Source organism: Serratia silvae (assembly GCF_023282985.1).
Classification (GTDB): domain Bacteria; phylum Pseudomonadota; class Gammaproteobacteria; order Enterobacterales; family Enterobacteriaceae; genus Chania; species Chania silvae.
In genome coordinates this window covers 181,313-198,644 of sequence record NZ_JAGQDC010000001.1, presented here as the reverse complement: position 1 = coordinate 198,644, position 17,332 = coordinate 181,313, and the positions used below count along the sequence as shown (strand labels likewise).

Genomic DNA, 17,332 nt, shown 5'->3' with positions numbered 1-17,332 from the left:
GCGATTATTCTCAGGCAAAGTTACGTTTTTCGCCGTCACCGGCTACGTTGGTCACACAGCGGCCGCAAAGTTCTGCGTGCTCCGCCACCTGGCCGACATCGGTGGTGTAATGCCAGCAGCGCGGGCACTTCTCACCATCCGCTTTGCTGAACGCAATTTTCAGCCCTTTCAACAGTTCGCTTTGCTGCGCATCTGCCGGAGCATCCGCAAACGGTGCTACGCTGGCCGATGAGGTCAGCAACACAAATCGCAGTTCGTCCTGCAGGCTGTTCAGGCGCGCAGCCAGATCGCTATCAGCGTACAGTGTAACCGCCGCCTCCAACGAACCACCAATGTGCTTGTCTGCACGTGCCTGCTCCAGCACCTTGTTCACTTCGCCACGCACTTTCAGCAGATCGGCCCAGAACTCATCGTTCATGCCTTCGCCTGCCGCCAGCCCGAACAGACCGTCGTACCACTCTTCGGTAAAGACGTACTGCGCACGCTTGCCTGGCAGGAAGGCCCAGATCTCATCAGCGGTAAACGACATGATCGGTGCCATCCAGCGAACCAGTGCTTCTGCAATGTGGAACAGGGCGGTCTGGCAGCTGCGGCGAGCTACGCTGTCGCTTTTCGCGGTGTACTGACGGTCTTTAATGATGTCCAGATAGAAGGACCCCATTTCCACCGAGCAGAACTGCATCAGGCGCTGCACCACTTCGTGGAAATCGTAGTTGGCATAAGCCTGCTCGATATCCTGCTGTGCGGCCAATGCACGGCCCACGGCCCAACGATCCAGCACCACCATGTCTTCCGGCGCTACGCAGTCGGTGCTTGGATCAAACCCGTTCAAGTTGGCCAACAGGAAACGCGCGGTATTGCGGATACGGCGATAAGAATCGGCAGCACGCTTGAGGATTTCGTCGGAAACCGCAATCTCGCCGGTGTAGTCGGTAGAAGCGACCCACAGGCGCAGAATGTCGCCACCCAGCTTGTTCATCACGTCCTGCGGGCTGACGGTGTTGCCGATGGACTTGGACATTTTGCGGCCCTGACCATCGACGGTAAAGCCGTGGGTCAGCACTTCTTTGTAAGGCGCTTTGCCCTTCATGGCGGTCGAAATCATCAGCGATGACATGAACCAACCACGATGTTGGTCGGAGCCTTCCAGATACATGTCGGCAGAGTGGCCGTTGAATTCTGGACGCACGTCAACCACGGAAGAATGGGTTGAACCCGAGTCGAACCACACGTCCAGCGTGTCTGGCACTTTCACATAATCGGCCGCTTCAGCACCGAGGATATCGGCAGCGTCCAGATCCCACCAGGCCTGGATCCCGTCTTGCTCAACACGCTTGGCCACTTCTTCCATCAGCTCTACGCTGCGTGGATGAAGCTGCTCGGTGTCTTTGTGCACGAACAGGGACATAGGCACACCCCAAGTACGCTGACGTGAGATACACCAGTCTGGGCGGTTAGCCACCATGGTTTCGATACGCGCCTGGCCCCAATCCGGGATCCACTGCACGCCTTTGATCTCTTCCAGCGACTGCTTGCGCAGGCCCTTTTGATCCATGCTGATAAACCATTGCGGCGTGGCACGGAAGATGATCGGCGTTTTGTGACGCCAGCAGCACGGGTAGCTGTGTTGCAGTTTTTCCACGTGTAGCAGAGCGCCCTTTTCACGCAGCAGCTCAACGATCAGATCGTTGGCCTTGAACACGAACTTGCCGTCCAGCGTTGGATAGGTGCCGGTCAGGTAGCAGCCGTTCGGGCCAACCGGGTTGGCGACTTCCAGGCCGTATTTCTGGCCGATCACGAAGTCATCCGGGCCGTGGCCAGGTGCGGTATGTACGGCACCGGTACCGGCATCCAGCGTAACGTGATCGCCCAGGATCGCCGGCACGTCAAAGCCCATAAACGGATGGGTAAAGCGCATCAGTTCCAGATCGCTGCCCTTACAGTCGCCCAGCACTGCCCAGGAAGTGATGCCTGCGCGCTTCATCACGCTTTCCACCAGATCGGCTGCCAGGATCACGCACTGGCCGTCGATCTGCACTAACTGATAGGCGAATTCTGCGTTCAGCGAGATCGCACGGTTGGCAGGCAGCGTCCACGGTGTGGTCGTCCAGATCACCAGTGACACCGGGCCAGTCACGCTAGTTACGCCAAACTTGCTGGCCACTGCCGCCGCATCAACCGCGTGGAACGCGACGTCGATGGATGGCGAGGCTTTGTCGTAATATTCAACTTCCGCTTCCGCCAGGGAAGAACCACAGTCCGTACACCAGTGCACCGGCTTGGCACCTTTGAGCAGATGACCATTGCTGATGATCTTGCCCAACGCACGGATGATGTTGGCTTCGGTTTTAAAATTCATGGTCAGGTATGGGCGATCCCAGTCACCCAGCACCCCCAGACGGATAAAGTCTTTCTTCTGGCCTTCAACCTGCTCGGCAGCATATTCACGGCATTTCTGGCGGAACTCTGCCGGTGTCAGTTTCTCACCCGGTTTGCCATACAGTTGCTCAACCTTCAGTTCGATAGGCAGACCGTGACAGTCCCAGCCTGGAACATAAGGCGAATCAAAGCCAGCCATCCCTTTTGACTTGATAATAATGTCTTTGAGGATCTTGTTTACCGAGTGACCAATGTGAATGCTGCCATTCGCATACGGAGGGCCGTCATGCAGAATGAAGGATTTCTTGCCCTTTTTGGCGGCACGAATGATCCCGTACAGATCCTGTTCATACCAACGTGCGAGCATGCCAGGTTCACGCTTGGCGAGATCGCCACGCATCGGGAACCCTGTTTCCGGCAAGTTCAGGGTATTCTTGTAGTCACTCATTAGATTCTCGATCTCGTTTCGGTTCGTAGATTAAGCCGGTGTCTGTAGCCCGAAGAACGTCCGGGCCGTCACCACATCATTGGCGATTTGCTGCTTTAGCGCATCGAGCGAAGCAAAACGCTGTTCATTGCGCAATTTTGCGCGTAGCACCACATCCAGGTGGCGCCCGTAAAGATCCATGGTTACATCCAGCAGATGCACTTCCAACTGCTGACGTACGCCTGCCACCGTAGGGCGGGTGCCGATATTGGCCACGCCCGGCAAAGGCTCGGGACCCAGGCCATACACATCGACGGCATACACCCCTTTCACCGGGGCAACCAGGCGTTTGAGCGGCAGGTTGGCGGTTGGGAAACCAATGGTTCGCCCCAGTTCATCGCCATGCACTACGCGCCCGGAAATACTGTAAGGATGCCCCAGCAGGGTTTCTGCCAGTGGCAAATCATCATCACGCAGCGCATTGCGGATGGCGGTGCTGCTGATGCGCAGGTCGCCTTCACGGAAGCTTGGTGTGCTGACGACCTCAAAGCCGAATTCTTGCCCGGCAAGCTGTAACAACGGGAAATCCCCCTGACGGCCAGCACCAAAGCGGAAATCATCCCCCACCATCAGGAATTTTACCCCCAGCTTTTCGACCAGCAACTCGGCAACGAATGCCTGAGCGGTATGGGCGGCAAAGCGGGGATCAAACTTGACGCACAACAGGTAATCAACCCCGGCCTGCGCCAGATATTTGGCTTTGTCACGCAAACGCGTGAGGCGGGCCGGAGCCTTATCCGCGGCAAACAGTTCCAGCGGCTGTGGCTCAAAGATCATAACGATTACCGGCAGCCCCAGGCGTCGCCCTTCCTGCTTCAACTGCCCCAACAGCGCCTTATGACCGCGATGAACGCCGTCAAAGTTGCCGATGGTGAGCACGCAGCCACGGTGGCGTGCCCGGATATTATGGATGCCGCGAATTAGCTGCATAGCTGGCCCAACACAGTGGAAATCGGCGGATTATACCTTGTACAGCGGTCAAGGTTAACCCGCGATTGGTTCCTTTGATGTAATAGTCATACCATACCGGAGGATAATCGCCTTAACCACCGTTTATCTGGCCCAATGCGTGGTATATTAGCCCGCTGATAGCGAGCGTGGCTTCTGGCCGACGCTTGAAAGACGGGGGATAACCCACCAGGACCAACAGCTTGCAGACTGTGATGCAAATCACATGGCGATTTTTCTCGTGAAACACTGTATTCCCATGGCTGAAGCTGGTAAAATCCTGCGCCATCACAACGTAGCAAGTGCCGCCCGTACAAACGGCGCTTATTTGCACAAATCCATTGACAAACGAAGGCTAAAAGGGCATATTCCTCGGCCTTTGAATTGTCCTCAATATATATATTTGGGAGTTGGACCTTGGCTAATATCAAATCAGCTAAGAAACGCGCCATACAGTCTGAGAAACGTCGCAAGCATAACGCTAGCCGTCGCTCAATGGTGCGTACCTTCATTAAGAAGGTTGACGCAGCTATCGCAGCTGGCGACAAAGACGCAGCACAAAACGCATTCCTCGTAATGCAACCACTTGTGGATCGCCAGGCTGCTAAAGGCCTGATCCACAAAAACAAAGCAGCGCGTCATAAGTCAAACTTGGCGGCGCGTATCAACGCAATGCAATAAGCATTTCGTTGTGTGCTTGTTAAAAAAACCGGCCTCGGCCGGTTTTTTTACGCCTGACGTTCAAGCCTACAGCGCGAACAGCGCCGAGAAGTCCTTGTTGCATACCCGCTGTACCGCCGGGTGCTGGATCATTCGCTCGGCAAAAATGATGTAATACTCTTCCTGCACACTGTCGACACGTCCGATCTCTACCACGTCATCATCGCTATAGGTATCCAGCGCATACAACGTTGGTGCCACGAAGATCGCATTGTGGTACAGGCCGAAAGCTTTCATCAGCGCCGCATCGTCAAACTCCCCCAGTATCTCGACCTTGATACCCTGAGTATTGAACCAGTTAAGCAATTTGCGTCCCAGCATCGAACGTCTTCCCGGGATCAGCAAGCGGCGCTGTTCCAGACAGGCAGGGAACGGCAAATCGGGTATTGGCTGACGACAGAAGAAACTGACCCCACACTCGCCCAGCTTTAGCGAAAACAAACCTTCCTGCTGGCTGGAGTCAACCGGGCAATCCGACAGGATCATATCCAGCTTATGCTGGCTCAGCTGCTCAAGCAGCATCTCATGGGTTGATTCAAAGCAGCGCAGGTGGATTTGCTCGTTGTCCACCACCACCGCGGTTTCCAATACCTGGCTGACCAGACGTTTAGATAGCGCATCCGCGACGCCAACGTCAAACAACAGGTTGGACTCCTTGCGATAGTTGACGATATCCAGCATTTCCTGGCTGAGCATAAACATCTTGTCGGCATAGCGGAACACCAGTTGACCCAGTTCGGAAGGCACCAGACCGCGCCCCTGGCGTTTGAACAGCTTACCGTTGAGCCGTTCTTCCAGCGCCTTGATTTGGCCGGTGATGGTCTGCGGCGTGAGGAACAAAGCTTCTGCCGCACCTACGACCGACCCCTCCTTGCAGACCTGCCAGAAGTAATACAAATGGTTAAAGTTGATATGTGACATTCTCAAAACGTTCTCTCCTTAGGTTTCTCATCGGCAAACGGTCTGCCGTGATGAGCGACAAACTCCCTATCGTTAATTTCGGATAACACAACGCTATCTTTAATCCCAAACCAAACAATCAGCGCGGCTTACACCACCGCGCTGCATTTACCACTATAATACCCCTTCTCAGACAAGGGATTAACCATAAGGGTTATCGACCGCGCGGCAAGGTTAAACGCAACAGACCGTAACCCACTACCGCAGCGCTCGTCGATCCCAATAGTATGCCTAATTTGGCATAGGTACTGAGAGCCACATCCGCATCGGCAAAGGCCAATGAAGCAATAAAAATCGACATGGTGAAACCAATACCACAGAGCACGGCCACGGCAAACACCTGTTTAAAGCCGATATCCTGCGGCAAACGGGCGATCCCCAGCTTTACCGCCAACCAGCAGAAGACGAAAATCCCCAGCGGCTTGCCGATAAACAGCCCGGCAGCAATCCCCAGCGGCAACAGTGAAGTCAATCCACTCAGAGACACCCCTTGCAACGACACGCCCGCGTTGGCAAAGGCAAACAACGGCAGGATCAGGAAGGCGACCCAAGGGTGCAGCTCATGCTCCAAGGTTTCAGAGGGTGAAGGCTCACTCTTGGCGTTCAGCGGGATCATAAAGCCGACAATCACCCCCGCCAGGGTAGCGTGAACACCTGACTTGAGGATCGCCACCCACAGCACCAATCCAACCATCATATACAGCGAGGTCTTGCCTACGCCCCGCCAGTTCATCACGGCCAACACCACCATCGCCGCAGCCGCAACGCCCAGCGCCACCATTGAGACCTGATGGGTGTAGAACAGCGCGATAATGATGATAACCCCGAGGTCATCAATAATTGCCAAGGCCAGCAGGAAAACTTTCAGGCTGGTCGGCACACGGTTGCCTAGCAATGCCATCACACCCAAGGCAAAGGCAATATCCGTTGCTGCCGGGATCGCCCAGCCCTGACGAGTCACCTCATCGGCACCGTTGAACAGCAGATAGATCAGCGCCGGCGCCAACATGCCACCCAACGCAGCAATCGCCGGGAAGATGGCCTTGTCACGCCCGGCCAACGAGCCTTGCATCAGCTCACGTTTGACTTCAAGCCCGACCACCAGGAAGAAGATGGCCATTAAACCATCGTTAATCCACAGCAGCAGCGGTTTGGCAATTTCCAGCGAGGCGATACTGACCGCCACAGGTAAGTTTAGAAAGGCCTGATACAGCCCCTGTACGGGGGTATTAGCCATGATCAATGCCACCACGGCGGCAGCGATCAGAATAATGCCGCCAGCGGCTTCTTGACGCAAAAATTGACGAATAATAGTAGTCACAGTACGTCACTCCCGGTAATAGGTTTCCAGATAATTCGCAGAGTATAGGTGAGGAGTAACATCGAAAAAAGCAGTTTATAAATGCAAAACAACTCGAAAAAACCGATCAATGAAGGTCTTATGTCACATTTTTTATATGGATATAGACAAGGAGTTTTGCAGCAAAGAAAAACCCCGGCTTGGGTGACCGGGGTTTGAGGATAAACGCGAGGGAAGCGTTGATTAACGAGTCAGGTCGTCAAAAAACTTTTTCACGCCGTCGAAGAAGCTTTTCGAACGCGGGCTATTTTTATCACCTGAAGGGCCACCCAGGCTCTCTTCGAGCTCTTTGAGCAGCTGCTTCTGCTTCTCATTCAGGCTTACCGGCGTTTCTACCACCACGCGGCACAGCAGGTCACCCTGGCTGCCACCCCGTACCGATTTCACCCCTTTTCCACGCATGCGGAACAGTTTACCGGTTTGGGTTTCCGCCGGGACTTTCAGCTTGACGCGGCCATCCAGCGTTGGCACTTCAATCTCACCACCCAAGGCAGCCATAGCAAAGTTGATCGGCACTTCGCAGTACAGGTTATTGCCTTCACGTTCGAAGATCGGGTGAGCACTCACCTGAACCTGAACGTACAGATCGCCTGCCGGTGCTCCGTGTTCACCAGCTTCACCTTCACCCGCCAAGCGGATGCGGTCGCCAGTATCCACACCTGCCGGGATTTTCACCGATAGGGTTTTGGATTTTTCTACGCGGCCATGACCGTGACATTTGTTGCAAGGATCCTTGATGATCTGGCCACGTCCGTGGCAGTGCGGACAAGCCTGCTGCACGGTGAAGAACCCTTGCCGCATCTGCACCTGACCCTGACCATGACAGGTTGGACAGGTTGCCGGCGAACTGCCCGGCTTGGCACCGTTGCCATGGCAGACATCACACTCTTCCAGCGTTGGAATACGGATCTCTTTGGTCACGCCACGCACGGCTTCTTCCAGCGTCAGATCCATGTTGTAACGCAAATCGGATCCACGGCTGGCACGTTGACGGCGTCCGCCGCCAAAGATATCGCCAAACACGTCGCCAAAGATGTCGCTGAAGTCGGCACCGCCGCCGCCAAAACCACCACCGCCGCCCATACCACCTTGCTCAAAAGCGGCATGACCGTATTGATCATAGGCGGCACGTTTTTGATCGTCGGTCAGGATCTCGTAGGCTTCCTTGACCTCTTTAAACTGGCTTTCGGCGTCTTTTTCCTGATTACGATCAGGGTGATACTTCATCGCCAGGCGCTTATACGCCTTTTTGATTTCGCGCTCGTCTGCCGTCTTGGCAACGCCGAGCACCTCGTAATAATCTCTCTTCGCCATTATTTCTCTTACCCTTAACATGCGTGCACGGGCGTAGAGTTGCCTCGACGCCCGTGCTGGTTTCCGGTTACGGCCTGTGGCCGCACCGTGCCCGCTTAAGGGCTATTATTTTTTGTCTTTCACTTCTTCAAACTCGGCATCAACTACGTCGTCATCTTTCTGCGCCGCGTTGTCTGCACCAGCATCAGCACCCTGTGCTTGTGCTTGCGCCTGAGCCATTTCCAACAGCTTGCCGGAAACCTGCACCAGAGCCTGGGTTTTCGCTTCGATTTCAGCTTTATCTTCGCCTTTCACCGCAGCTTCCAGATCTTTCAGCGCCGCTTCGATAGCCGTTTTGTCTTCGGCTGGCAATTGCTCGCCTGCTTCTTCCAACTGCTTACGGGTACCGTGGATCAGGTGATCCGCCTGGTTACGAGTTTGCACCAGTTCTTCAAACTTACGGTCAGCTTCAGCGTTCACTTCAGCATCGCGTACCATTTTCTGGATTTCTTCTTCGTTCAGACCAGAAGACGCCTTGATGGTGATCTTCTGCTCACGGCCGGTGTTCTTGTCTTTCGCAGACACGTGCAGAATACCATCGGCGTCGATATCGAAGGTGACTTCGATCTGCGCCATACCGCGTGGTGCCGGCTGAATGCCGTCCAGGTTGAACTGGCCCAGTGACTTGTTGTCATTGGCACGCTTACGCTCACCCTGCAGCACATGGATGGTTACCGCTGCCTGGTTGTCTTCGGCAGTAGAGAACACCTGGCTGTGCTTGGTCGGGATAGTGGTGTTTTTGGTGATCAGCGGCGTCATTACGCTGCCCATGGTTTCGATACCCAGTGACAGTGGGGTAACGTCCAGCAGCAATACGTCTTTCACATCACCGGCCAACACACCGCCCTGAACCGCAGCACCAACAGCAACCGCTTCGTCCGGGTTAACGTCTTTACGTGGTTCTTTACCGAAGAAGTCAGCAACTTTCTTCTGAACCATAGGCATACGGGTCTGGCCACCGACCAGGATCACGTCCTGAATATCAGAAACCGACAGGCCTGCATCTTTCAGTGCCACTTTCAACGGCTCGATAGAGCGGGCAACCAAATCTTCTACCAGCGACTCGAGTTTTGCACGGGTCACTTTGATGTTCATGTGCTTTGGACCGCTGCCATCTGCAGTGATGTACGGCAGGTTGACGTCGGTCTGCTGAGCAGAAGACAGCTCGATCTTGGCTTTTTCAGCGGCTTCTTTCAGACGCTGCATCGCCAACGGATCATTGCGCAGATCCATGCCCTGCTCTTTTTTGAACTCTTCCACCAGATAGTTGATCAGGCGGCTGTCGAAGTCTTCACCACCCAGGTGGGTATCACCGTTGGTAGCCAGAACTTCGAAGGTTTTTTCACCATCAACTTCGTCGATCTCAATAATTGAGATATCGAAAGTACCGCCACCCAGGTCATAAACCGCGATGGTACGGTTGCCCACTTCTTTGTCCAGGCCATAAGCCAGGGCCGCAGCAGTCGGTTCGTTAATGATACGTTTTACTTCCAGACCTGCGATACGGCCAGCATCTTTGGTTGCCTGACGCTGAGCATCGTTGAAGTAGGCAGGAACGGTGATAACCGCTTCAGTTACCGGCTCACCCAGGTAATCTTCCGCCGTTTTCTTCATTTTCTTCAGAACTTCCGCAGAGATCTGCGGTGGTGCCATTCTCTGGCCCTTCACTTCCAACCAGGCGTCACCGTTATCGGCAGCGACGATGCTGTAAGGCATGATAGCCTTGTCACGCTGTGCTTCTTCATCCTGGAAACGACGGCCAATCAGGCGCTTGATCGCAAACAGGGTATTTTGTGGGTTAGTAACAGCCTGACGCTTAGCAGGCTGGCCAACCAGAATTTCACCATCCTGGGTATATGCGATGATTGAAGGAGTGGTGCGATCGCCTTCGGCATTCTCCAGCACGCGCGCCTTGCCACCATCCATAATTGCTACACAAGAGTTGGTTGTACCCAGGTCGATACCAATAATTTTGCCCATCTAAACATCTCCACTAATAAATTCATAATCGGTCAGGTTGCTAACTATATGCGGGCGTTTTTTTGCTTTTCAACTGCCCGGCATCTCAGTGTTACCCGCGGTCAGCAACTGCGGTTGCCAATAAGATGGGGCCATCCACACCAGCATCAAGGGGCAGGGCAAAAAAAATTTCGTTTTTATCCGCAGCCAGATCATTGTTTCCTGACGTGGGGATCATTATGATGCCGCGCGCTCTGATGGAAGTTATGGGTTTTTCGGCCATTCAGACCAATTATTAAATTACCTATCCATTTTCGTTACAATTCTGTTATCGCAGAGGACATATGCACTCCAACAAGTTGGCAAATCCCGGTCCCCTGGGTCTGATGGGCTTCGGGATGACTACCGTCTTGCTGAACCTGCACAACGCAGGCTTTTTCCCACTGACTTCCGTCATCATCAGTATGGGGATTTTCTTCGGTGGCATGGCTCAGATTTTTGCCGGTATTCTTGAGTTCAAGAAAGGCAACACCTTCGGCTTGACCGCCTTCACCTCTTACGGCTGCTTCTGGCTGAGCCTGGGAGGCATCCTGCTGCTGCCGCGTATGGGCCTGGCAGAGCCGACCGACGCGAACGTCCTTGGCATCTACCTTGCACTGTGGGGCGTCTTCACCCTGTTCATGTTCTTCGGCACGCTGCGCACCAACCGTGGGTTGCAGTTCGTGTTTGCCAGCCTGACCGTGCTGTTCGCCCTGCTGGCCATCGGCAACATCACCGGTAACCACGCGATCCTGACGTTCGCCGGTTACGAAGGCATCATCTGTGGCGCCAGCGCGATCTATCTGGCGATGGCTGAGGTGATCAACGAACAGTTGGGCCGCACCGTGCTGCCAATCGGCCCGGTGGAAGCTCAGCAGACCAAACCAGCTGCTGTCACTGCCTGATACCCGTCGTCTTTCAAACTGCAGCGTTGTTACCTGCACTTACTCACCCCAGTCACTTACCCAAAAGTAAGCTCCTGGGGATGAGTAAGCTTGTCGCCTAGCCGCAGCTTGAAATCCATAGGGTATATGATGAAAATAAAAAACCCCTGCGATGTTTAATCGCAGGGTTTTTTATTGGGCGAAAATCGCTTAGTTCAAGAGCGGTTTTTCACTGTTCAGGTCGCGACGCAGGTAGATCCCCAGCAGCAGGCCGAGCGTCGATAACGCCAGCATATAGTAAGCGGGCGCTAACGGGGTTAACTTCATGATCAGCGTGACAAATACCGGAGTTAAACCACCAAAAATCGCGTATGCCACGTTGTAGGAGAACGAAATCCCGCTAAATCGCACTTCCGCCGGGAAAGCCCGCACCAACACGTAAGGCACCGCGCCGACGATCCCCACGCTGAAGCCAACCAGCGCGTAGGTGGCAAACAGCATTTCTGGATGTATTCCCACCGACTGATAGAACAACCAACTGCACCCCGCCAACAGCAAACTGCCGACGATAAAGGTTTTGCTGGCACCAAAGCGGTCCGCCGCCGAACCAGAGACAATACAGCCAGCAAACAACATGATGATAGCGATGCTGTTTGCCTGCAGTGACAGCGCCGGGGCTATGCCAAACTGTTTTTGCAGATAGGTTGGCGTCATCAGGATCACCACCACAATACCTGCCGACAACAGCCAGGTCAGCAACATCGAGACCGCGATCTCTTTACGGTGATTCATCACCACCGATTTCAGCGGCAACTCTTCCGCCAGCGCCTTACGTGTCTGCATCTCGATAAATATTGGCGTTTCCTGCAACCAACGGCGCAGATACATGGCAAACAGGCCAAAGATGCCGCCCAGGAAGAACGGGATACGCCAGCCACCGTCATGAATAGCCTGTTGGCTGAGCGTGGTATTGATAATGGTGGCCACCAGCGAGCCGAGCAAGATACCCGCCGTCAGGCCAGCCGTGAGCGTGCCACAGGCAAATCCAATGCGTTTGCGCGGCACATGCTCCGCCACAAACACCCAGGCTCCAGGGACTTCACCACCGATAGCCGCGCCTTGCAGTACCCGCATCAACAGCAGCAGCAGCGGTGCTGCAATGCCAATATTGGCATAGGTGGGCAGCATCCCCATCGCCAGCGTCGGTAACGCCATCAGCAGGATGCTCAGGCTGAACATCTTTTTACGCCCCACCAGATCGCCAAAATGCGCCATGATAATGCCGCCCAGTGGCCGAGCCAGATAACCCGCCGCAAAGATACCGAAGGTCTGCACCTGGCGCAGCCATTCAGGCATATCCGCCGGGAAGAACAGATCGCCCATTACCGCAGCAAAGAAAACAAAAATGATGAAGTCATAAAACTCCAACGCACCGCCCAAGGCAGCCAACGTCAGAGTCTTATAATCTTGCCGGTTGAGCCGGCGATTATTATCGTGATGCATAAGATACCGTTAGAGGAAATAGGAAAGACGCAGAAAGCATAATGGCTGACTGTAAAAAGTTCCTTACTATAACGGCAAAATAATTACACACCAGATGTACTGAAGGTTATCCCGTAGTTTGCTGAAATTTAGAGATTTATCTCGCGTCGCGCATTCTTGGGACGAAATGCTGCTACCACGGCCTCGTGGGTCTCTACATAAGGGCCTTCGAGCAGTTGGATACAATAAGGCACGCTGGCAAAAATACCGTGCACCACCACCTTGCCTGCCTCGTCCTTCACCCCTTCCAGCGTTTCTTTAATCGATTTGGGTTGCCCCGGCAGGTTGATGATCAACGCCTGTTTACGGATCGCCCCAACCTGGCGTGAAAGAATTGCTGTTGGCACATAGTGTAGGCTGATTTGGCGCATTTGCTCGCCAAAACCCGGCATTACCCGATCGGCGATCGCCAGCGTAGCATCGGGAGTGACGTCACGCCGGGACGGGCCAGTGCCACCGGTAGTCAATACCAGGTGGCAGCCCATTTCATCAACCAGCTCACACAACGTATGCTCAATCAGCGTCTGCTCGTCGGGGATCAACCGGGTTTCCAGAGTGAACGGCGTTGCCAAAGCGCTGCTCAACCACTCTTCAAGTGCCGGAATGCCTTTATCCTGATAAACGCCCCCTGAAGCGCGGTCCGAAATAGAAACCAAACCAATGCGTAATGTATCCATGTTTTACCTCTGTCTTATGCCCCGGTTACCGAAGGGAGATTAATGACGGGAGTATACCCTATGGATTTCAAGTTGGCCGCTCTAGCGCATCCCTGCGCTCGCGGCATTTGTACATCCCTGTACGGCACTGCTAGGCGACAAGCTATCTCATCCCCAGGAGCTTACTTTTGGGTAAGTGACTGGGGTGAGACAAATCTGTCGGGAACAGATTTGAACGCTGTGCACAGCGGCCCCGTCCAGGGATGGATCGAGTAGCTGCTTGAAAGACGACGGGTATTAGGGTGTTTGCCTGGCGAGGTGGGTATTCAGATATAAAAAAAGGTGGCCGGGGCCACCTTCTGCACGACTTTTCGTAATTACAGCAAGTCGGCGATCATTTTTTCCAGCTTGCCCTGGTCTACGGCAAACTTGCGGATACCGTCGGTCAGTTTCTCAACCGCCATTGGATCCTGGTTGTGCTGCCAGTAGAACTCAGGCTCGGTCAGCGGTGCCGGACGCGCTTTCACTTCGCCAGTATAAGACAGTTTACGTTCCAGTGCGCCTTCGCTCTCTGCCAGCTCTTTCAGCAGTGCAGGTGCGATGGTCAGACGATCGCAGCCCGCCAGTTCGATGATTTCACCCACATTACGGAAGCTGGCCCCCATCACCACGGTTTCATAGCCGTGCTGCTTGTAGTACTGATAAATTTCAGACACCGAAACCACGCCCGGATCTTCGTGCGGGGCAAACTCTTTCTTGTCGCCATTGGCTTTGTACCAGTCAAGGATACGGCCAACGAACGGCGAGATCAGGTACACGCCAGCTTCGGCGCAGGCACGTGCCTGAGCGAAGGAGAACAGCAGCGTCAGGTTACAGTTGATGCCTTCTTTTTCCAGGCGCTCGGCCGCACGGATGCCCTGCCAGGTGGAGGCCAGTTTGATCAGGATACGATCGTTGCTGATGCCCGCTTCGTTATACAGTTTGATCAGACGCTTGGCTTTGGCAACGCTGGCTTCAGTATCATAAGACAGACGCGCGTCCACTTCGGTGGAAATGCGGCCCGGAACCAGCTTCAGGATCTCCAGACCAATGTTGACGGCCAGCTTGTCTGCGGCATCGGCAACCTGCTGATCGCGATCGCTGCTCTGCTCGCGCGCCCAGGCAATGGCTTCATCGATCAGTTTGCGGTATTCAGGAATTTGCGCTGCATTGAGGATCAGCGAAGGGTTGGTAGTGGCATCTTGCGGTTGATATAGCTTCATTGCAGCGATATCACCCGTATCCGCAACTACCGTAGTCAGCTGGCGTAGGGACGTTAATTTATCGGTCATGTTGGCATTATCTCATCGTTTGTGCATGAACTTTTGGCATCGTTCAACCATGCCTTGCCCTGATAATAACATGCACGTAGCCCGGCGCAAGGCAGTAAAATCACGCACTGGCGACGGTTGTTTTATCCTTATACGAGCAACCGGTTACGCACAGATAATTCGCAATAACCGAAGCAACGCCACGGCATTAACGCGCTATCACTTCTGGAAATTATGTTAAATTCCCGCCTGCTGTTTTATTCACCGCAAAATACAAAGAACACTGCAGTTCCAGTCGATTGGGATGAGATTTTAGCCAAGATCCTGTAGAGAACTGACTCAAGTTTTCCGAACCAAGGTCGAAGAACCTGAGGAGCAGTAATCTTAACAAGGAGAAACATGTGACGGATCTGATTAACTTTATCAATAACATCCTGTGGGGTTCAGTACTGATCTACTTGCTGTTGGGTGCCGGCATCTACTTCACCTTGCGTACCCGCTTTATTCAAATTCGGCACTTCAACCATATGTTTTCCGTGCTGAAGAACAGCACCAAAAGCGACGGTGCTGGCATTTCATCCTTCCAGGCGCTATGCACTTCGCTCGCTGCACGTGTCGGCCCCAACAACCTTACTGGCGTGGCAATAGCGCTCACGGCAGGTGGCCCCGGAGCGATCTTCTGGATGTGGGGGGTCGCGTTTATCGGCATGGCGACCTCTTTCATTGAAAGCACCCTGGCACAACTCTACAAAACCAAAGACGAGAACGGCCGCTACCGTGGTGGCCCAGCCTACTATATGGAAAAAGGGTTGGGTATGCGCTGGATGGGGGTGTTGTTCTCCATTTTCCTGCTGATCGCTTTCGGTCTGGTATTCAATGCGGTACAAGCCAACTCCATCGCCCTGGCCAGCTCCGTGGCCTTTAACATCGAACCCATGTACGTCGGAATGGTGGTGGTGCTGCTGAGCGCCATGGTGATCTTTGGAGGTATCCGTTCCATCGCCCGCGTCGCGGAAAAAATCGTGCCGTTTATGGCCTTGGCCTACCTGCTACTGGCACTGTGGATCATCGGCATGAATATTGAGCATATGCCAGCCATTCTGACGTTGATATTCAAAAGCGCTTTTGGCCTGCAAGAAGCCGCCGCCGGTACCCTGGGCTACGGAATTTCCCAGGCCATGACGCAGGGTATACAACGCGGGCTGTTTTCTAACGAAGGCGGGGTGGGATCGGCCCCCAACGTGGCAGCTTCTGCGACCCCTTATCCGCCACACCCTGCCTCGCAGGGCTATGTGCAGATGCTTGGCGCATTTGTCGATACCATCGTCATTTGCAGCGCAACGGCGGCGATTATTTTGGCCTCTGGTGCACTGGATAGCCCCCCATCCAACATCAGCGGCATCGATCTGACCCAGCGCGCCATGGCCAGCGCCGTCGGTTCCTGGGGCGCGCCCTTTGTCGCGATTGCCGTATTCCTGTTTGCCTTTACCTCTATCATTGCCAATTATGCCTATGCCGAGAACAACCTGATCTTCCTCAAGCACCACCATCCGACCAAGCTGACGATTTTCCGCTGCTTTGCCTTGGGTATGGTGATGTTTGGATCGATGGCAGAATTATCCACGGTGTGGAAAATGGCGGACATCTCGATGGCACTGATGGCGATCACCAATCTGACCGCGATTTTGTTACTGTCCGACGTGGCCTTCAAATTGGCCAGGGATTACAACCACCAGCGTTCACTCGGCAAGCTGCCCACCTTTGACATCAACCACTACCCGGAGCTGGGATCCCAACTCGAACCGGGGATCTGGCTACCAACCAAACAGCGTTAATCCCCCAGGGCGTACGTAAAGTGCGCCCTATCACAGCCATACCTCCTGGTCTTACGCGCTTTTTGCTACAGTAGCCGCATGTTGATAAACAGGATGTGACCATGCTCATTATTATTTCACCTGCTAAAACCCTGGATTATGCAAGCCCGTTAGCCACCGAACGCTTTACCCAGCCCGAATTGTTGGATCAGTCGCAAAGGCTGATCAAAATCTGCCGTAAGCTGACCCCGGCGCAAATTTCCGGTCTGATGGGCATCAGCGATAAGCTCGCGGGCCTGAATGCCGCACGCTTTGGCGAATGGCAGCCTGACTTCACCCCGGACAATGCTCGTCAGGCGCTGTTGGCGTTTAAAGGCGACGTTTATACCGGCTTACAGGCGCAAGACTTCAGCGAAGAGGATTTCGACTTCGCACAGCAGCATCTGCGGATGCTCTCTGGTCTGTACGGGGTGCTGCGTCCGCTGGACCTGATGATGCCTTACCGGCTGGAGATGGGGATCAAGCTGGAGAACCCGCAGGGCAAAGACTTGTACAGCTTCTGGGGCGATCGGATCACCGAAAAACTGAATCTGGCTCTGGAGCAGCAAGGCGATGATGTCGTGGTGAATCTGGCTTCGGATGAATACTTCAAATCGGTCAAACCGGCCAAGCTGCGCGGTTCGCTGATCAAACCGGTATTCCTGGACGAGAAAAACGGCAAGTACAAAGTCATCAGCTTCTACGCCAAGAAAGCACGCGGGCTGATGAGCCGCTTTATCATCAAGAATCGCTTGAGTCGTCGCGAACAGCTGGTTGATTTCAATCTGGAAGGGTATACCTTCGATGAGGCCGCGTCGGCGGGTAATGAGCTGGTGTTCAAACGCCCGGAGCAGTGAGAAATCCGTTCCCTCTCCAATCAAG

13 protein-coding genes are annotated in these 17,332 nt (G+C 54.1%); 4 read left to right on the top strand and 9 right to left on the bottom strand.

What is annotated here, in order from left to right:
• Window positions 1-10: 10 nt before the first annotated feature.
• Together ileS and ribF are read right to left on the bottom strand one after the other, a co-directional pair.
• On the bottom strand, window positions 11-2,827 hold the full coding sequence (gene ileS, locus KAJ71_RS00885) for an isoleucine--tRNA ligase (RefSeq protein WP_248943960.1): 2,817 nt from the start codon (window positions 2,825-2,827) through the stop codon (window positions 11-13).
• Window positions 2,828-2,857: 30 nt separating this feature from the next.
• On the bottom strand, window positions 2,858-3,796 hold the full coding sequence (gene ribF, locus KAJ71_RS00880) for a bifunctional riboflavin kinase/FAD synthetase (protein WP_248943959.1): 939 nt from the start codon (window positions 3,794-3,796) through the stop codon (window positions 2,858-2,860).
• Window positions 3,797-4,231: 435 nt separating this feature from the next.
• Between ribF and rpsT the strand changes: the two genes are divergently transcribed.
• Window positions 4,232-4,495: a 30S ribosomal protein S20 gene (rpsT, locus tag KAJ71_RS00875; protein WP_248943958.1), complete on the top strand. Its 264-nt coding sequence runs from the start codon at window positions 4,232-4,234 to the stop codon at window positions 4,493-4,495.
• A 66-nt stretch (window positions 4,496-4,561) separates the two neighbouring features.
• On the opposite strand, the gene nhaR is transcribed toward rpsT, so the two are convergent.
• The 4 genes from nhaR to dnaK form a co-directional block, all read right to left on the bottom strand.
• Complete coding sequence (gene nhaR / locus KAJ71_RS00870; protein WP_021179255.1) at window positions 4,562-5,461, bottom strand: transcriptional activator NhaR; 900 nt, start codon at window positions 5,459-5,461, stop codon at window positions 4,562-4,564.
• Between the two features lie 187 nt (window positions 5,462-5,648).
• Window positions 5,649-6,815 carry a Na+/H+ antiporter NhaA gene (nhaA, locus tag KAJ71_RS00865; protein WP_248943957.1) on the bottom strand — a complete coding sequence of 389 codons (1,167 nt, stop codon included), beginning with the start codon at window positions 6,813-6,815 and terminating at the stop codon, window positions 5,649-5,651.
• A gap of 222 nt (window positions 6,816-7,037) precedes the next feature.
• The gene (gene dnaJ, locus KAJ71_RS00860; RefSeq protein ID WP_024527213.1) at window positions 7,038-8,168 is read right to left on the bottom strand and encodes a molecular chaperone DnaJ; all 1,131 of its coding nucleotides are present in this window, start codon (window positions 8,166-8,168) and stop codon (window positions 7,038-7,040) included.
• 105 nt (window positions 8,169-8,273) lie between these two features.
• A complete protein-coding gene (gene dnaK / locus KAJ71_RS00855; protein ID WP_248943956.1) occupies window positions 8,274-10,187 on the bottom strand; it encodes a molecular chaperone DnaK in 1,914 nt (637 codons plus the stop codon).
• A gap of 323 nt (window positions 10,188-10,510) precedes the next feature.
• Between dnaK and satP the strand changes: the two genes are divergently transcribed.
• Window positions 10,511-11,110: an acetate uptake transporter gene (gene satP, locus KAJ71_RS00850; protein WP_248943955.1), complete on the top strand. Its 600-nt coding sequence runs from the start codon at window positions 10,511-10,513 to the stop codon at window positions 11,108-11,110.
• A gap of 189 nt (window positions 11,111-11,299) precedes the next feature.
• Here satP and KAJ71_RS00845 read toward each other — a convergent pair whose 3' ends face one another.
• The 3 genes from KAJ71_RS00845 to tal all read right to left on the bottom strand — a co-directional run bounded on the left by KAJ71_RS00845 (window position 11,300) and on the right by tal (window position 14,618).
• Complete coding sequence (locus KAJ71_RS00845) at window positions 11,300-12,592, bottom strand: MFS transporter (protein ID WP_248943954.1); 1,293 nt, start codon at window positions 12,590-12,592, stop codon at window positions 11,300-11,302.
• A 128-nt stretch (window positions 12,593-12,720) separates the two neighbouring features.
• Entirely contained in the window at window positions 12,721-13,308 is a 588-nt protein-coding gene (gene mog, locus KAJ71_RS00840) for a molybdopterin adenylyltransferase (RefSeq protein ID WP_248943953.1), read from the bottom strand.
• A 356-nt stretch (window positions 13,309-13,664) separates the two neighbouring features.
• Window positions 13,665-14,618: a transaldolase gene (gene tal / locus KAJ71_RS00835; protein ID WP_024483582.1), complete on the bottom strand. Its 954-nt coding sequence runs from the start codon at window positions 14,616-14,618 to the stop codon at window positions 13,665-13,667.
• A gap of 380 nt (window positions 14,619-14,998) precedes the next feature.
• Here tal and KAJ71_RS00830 point away from each other — a divergent pair, with 380 nt between their 5' ends.
• Both KAJ71_RS00830 and yaaA read left to right on the top strand, forming a co-directional pair.
• A complete protein-coding gene (locus KAJ71_RS00830) occupies window positions 14,999-16,432 on the top strand; it encodes an alanine/glycine:cation symporter family protein (protein ID WP_248943952.1) in 1,434 nt (477 codons plus the stop codon).
• Between the two features lie 101 nt (window positions 16,433-16,533).
• Window positions 16,534-17,307: a peroxide stress protein YaaA gene (gene yaaA / locus KAJ71_RS00825; RefSeq protein ID WP_248943951.1), complete on the top strand. Its 774-nt coding sequence runs from the start codon at window positions 16,534-16,536 to the stop codon at window positions 17,305-17,307.
• The last annotated feature ends 25 nt before the right edge of the window (window positions 17,308-17,332 follow it).

Coding starts and splice junctions, on each gene's coding strand:
- ileS (WP_248943960.1), bottom strand. CDS start 2,827: ATGAGTGACTACAAGAATACCCTGAACTTGCCGGAAACAGGGTTCCCG.
- ribF (WP_248943959.1), bottom strand. CDS start 3,796: ATGCAGCTAATTCGCGGCATCCATAATATCCGGGCACGCCACCGTGGC.
- dnaJ (WP_024527213.1), bottom strand. CDS start 8,168: ATGGCGAAGAGAGATTATTACGAGGTGCTCGGCGTTGCCAAGACGGCA.
- dnaK (WP_248943956.1), bottom strand. CDS start 10,187: ATGGGCAAAATTATTGGTATCGACCTGGGTACAACCAACTCTTGTGTA.
- satP (WP_248943955.1), top strand. CDS start 10,511: ATGCACTCCAACAAGTTGGCAAATCCCGGTCCCCTGGGTCTGATGGGC.
- KAJ71_RS00845 (WP_248943954.1), bottom strand. CDS start 12,592: ATGCATCACGATAATAATCGCCGGCTCAACCGGCAAGATTATAAGACT.
- mog (WP_248943953.1), bottom strand. CDS start 13,308: ATGGATACATTACGCATTGGTTTGGTTTCTATTTCGGACCGCGCTTCA.
- tal (WP_024483582.1), bottom strand. CDS start 14,618: ATGACCGATAAATTAACGTCCCTACGCCAGCTGACTACGGTAGTTGCG.
- yaaA (WP_248943951.1), top strand. CDS start 16,534: ATGCTCATTATTATTTCACCTGCTAAAACCCTGGATTATGCAAGCCCG.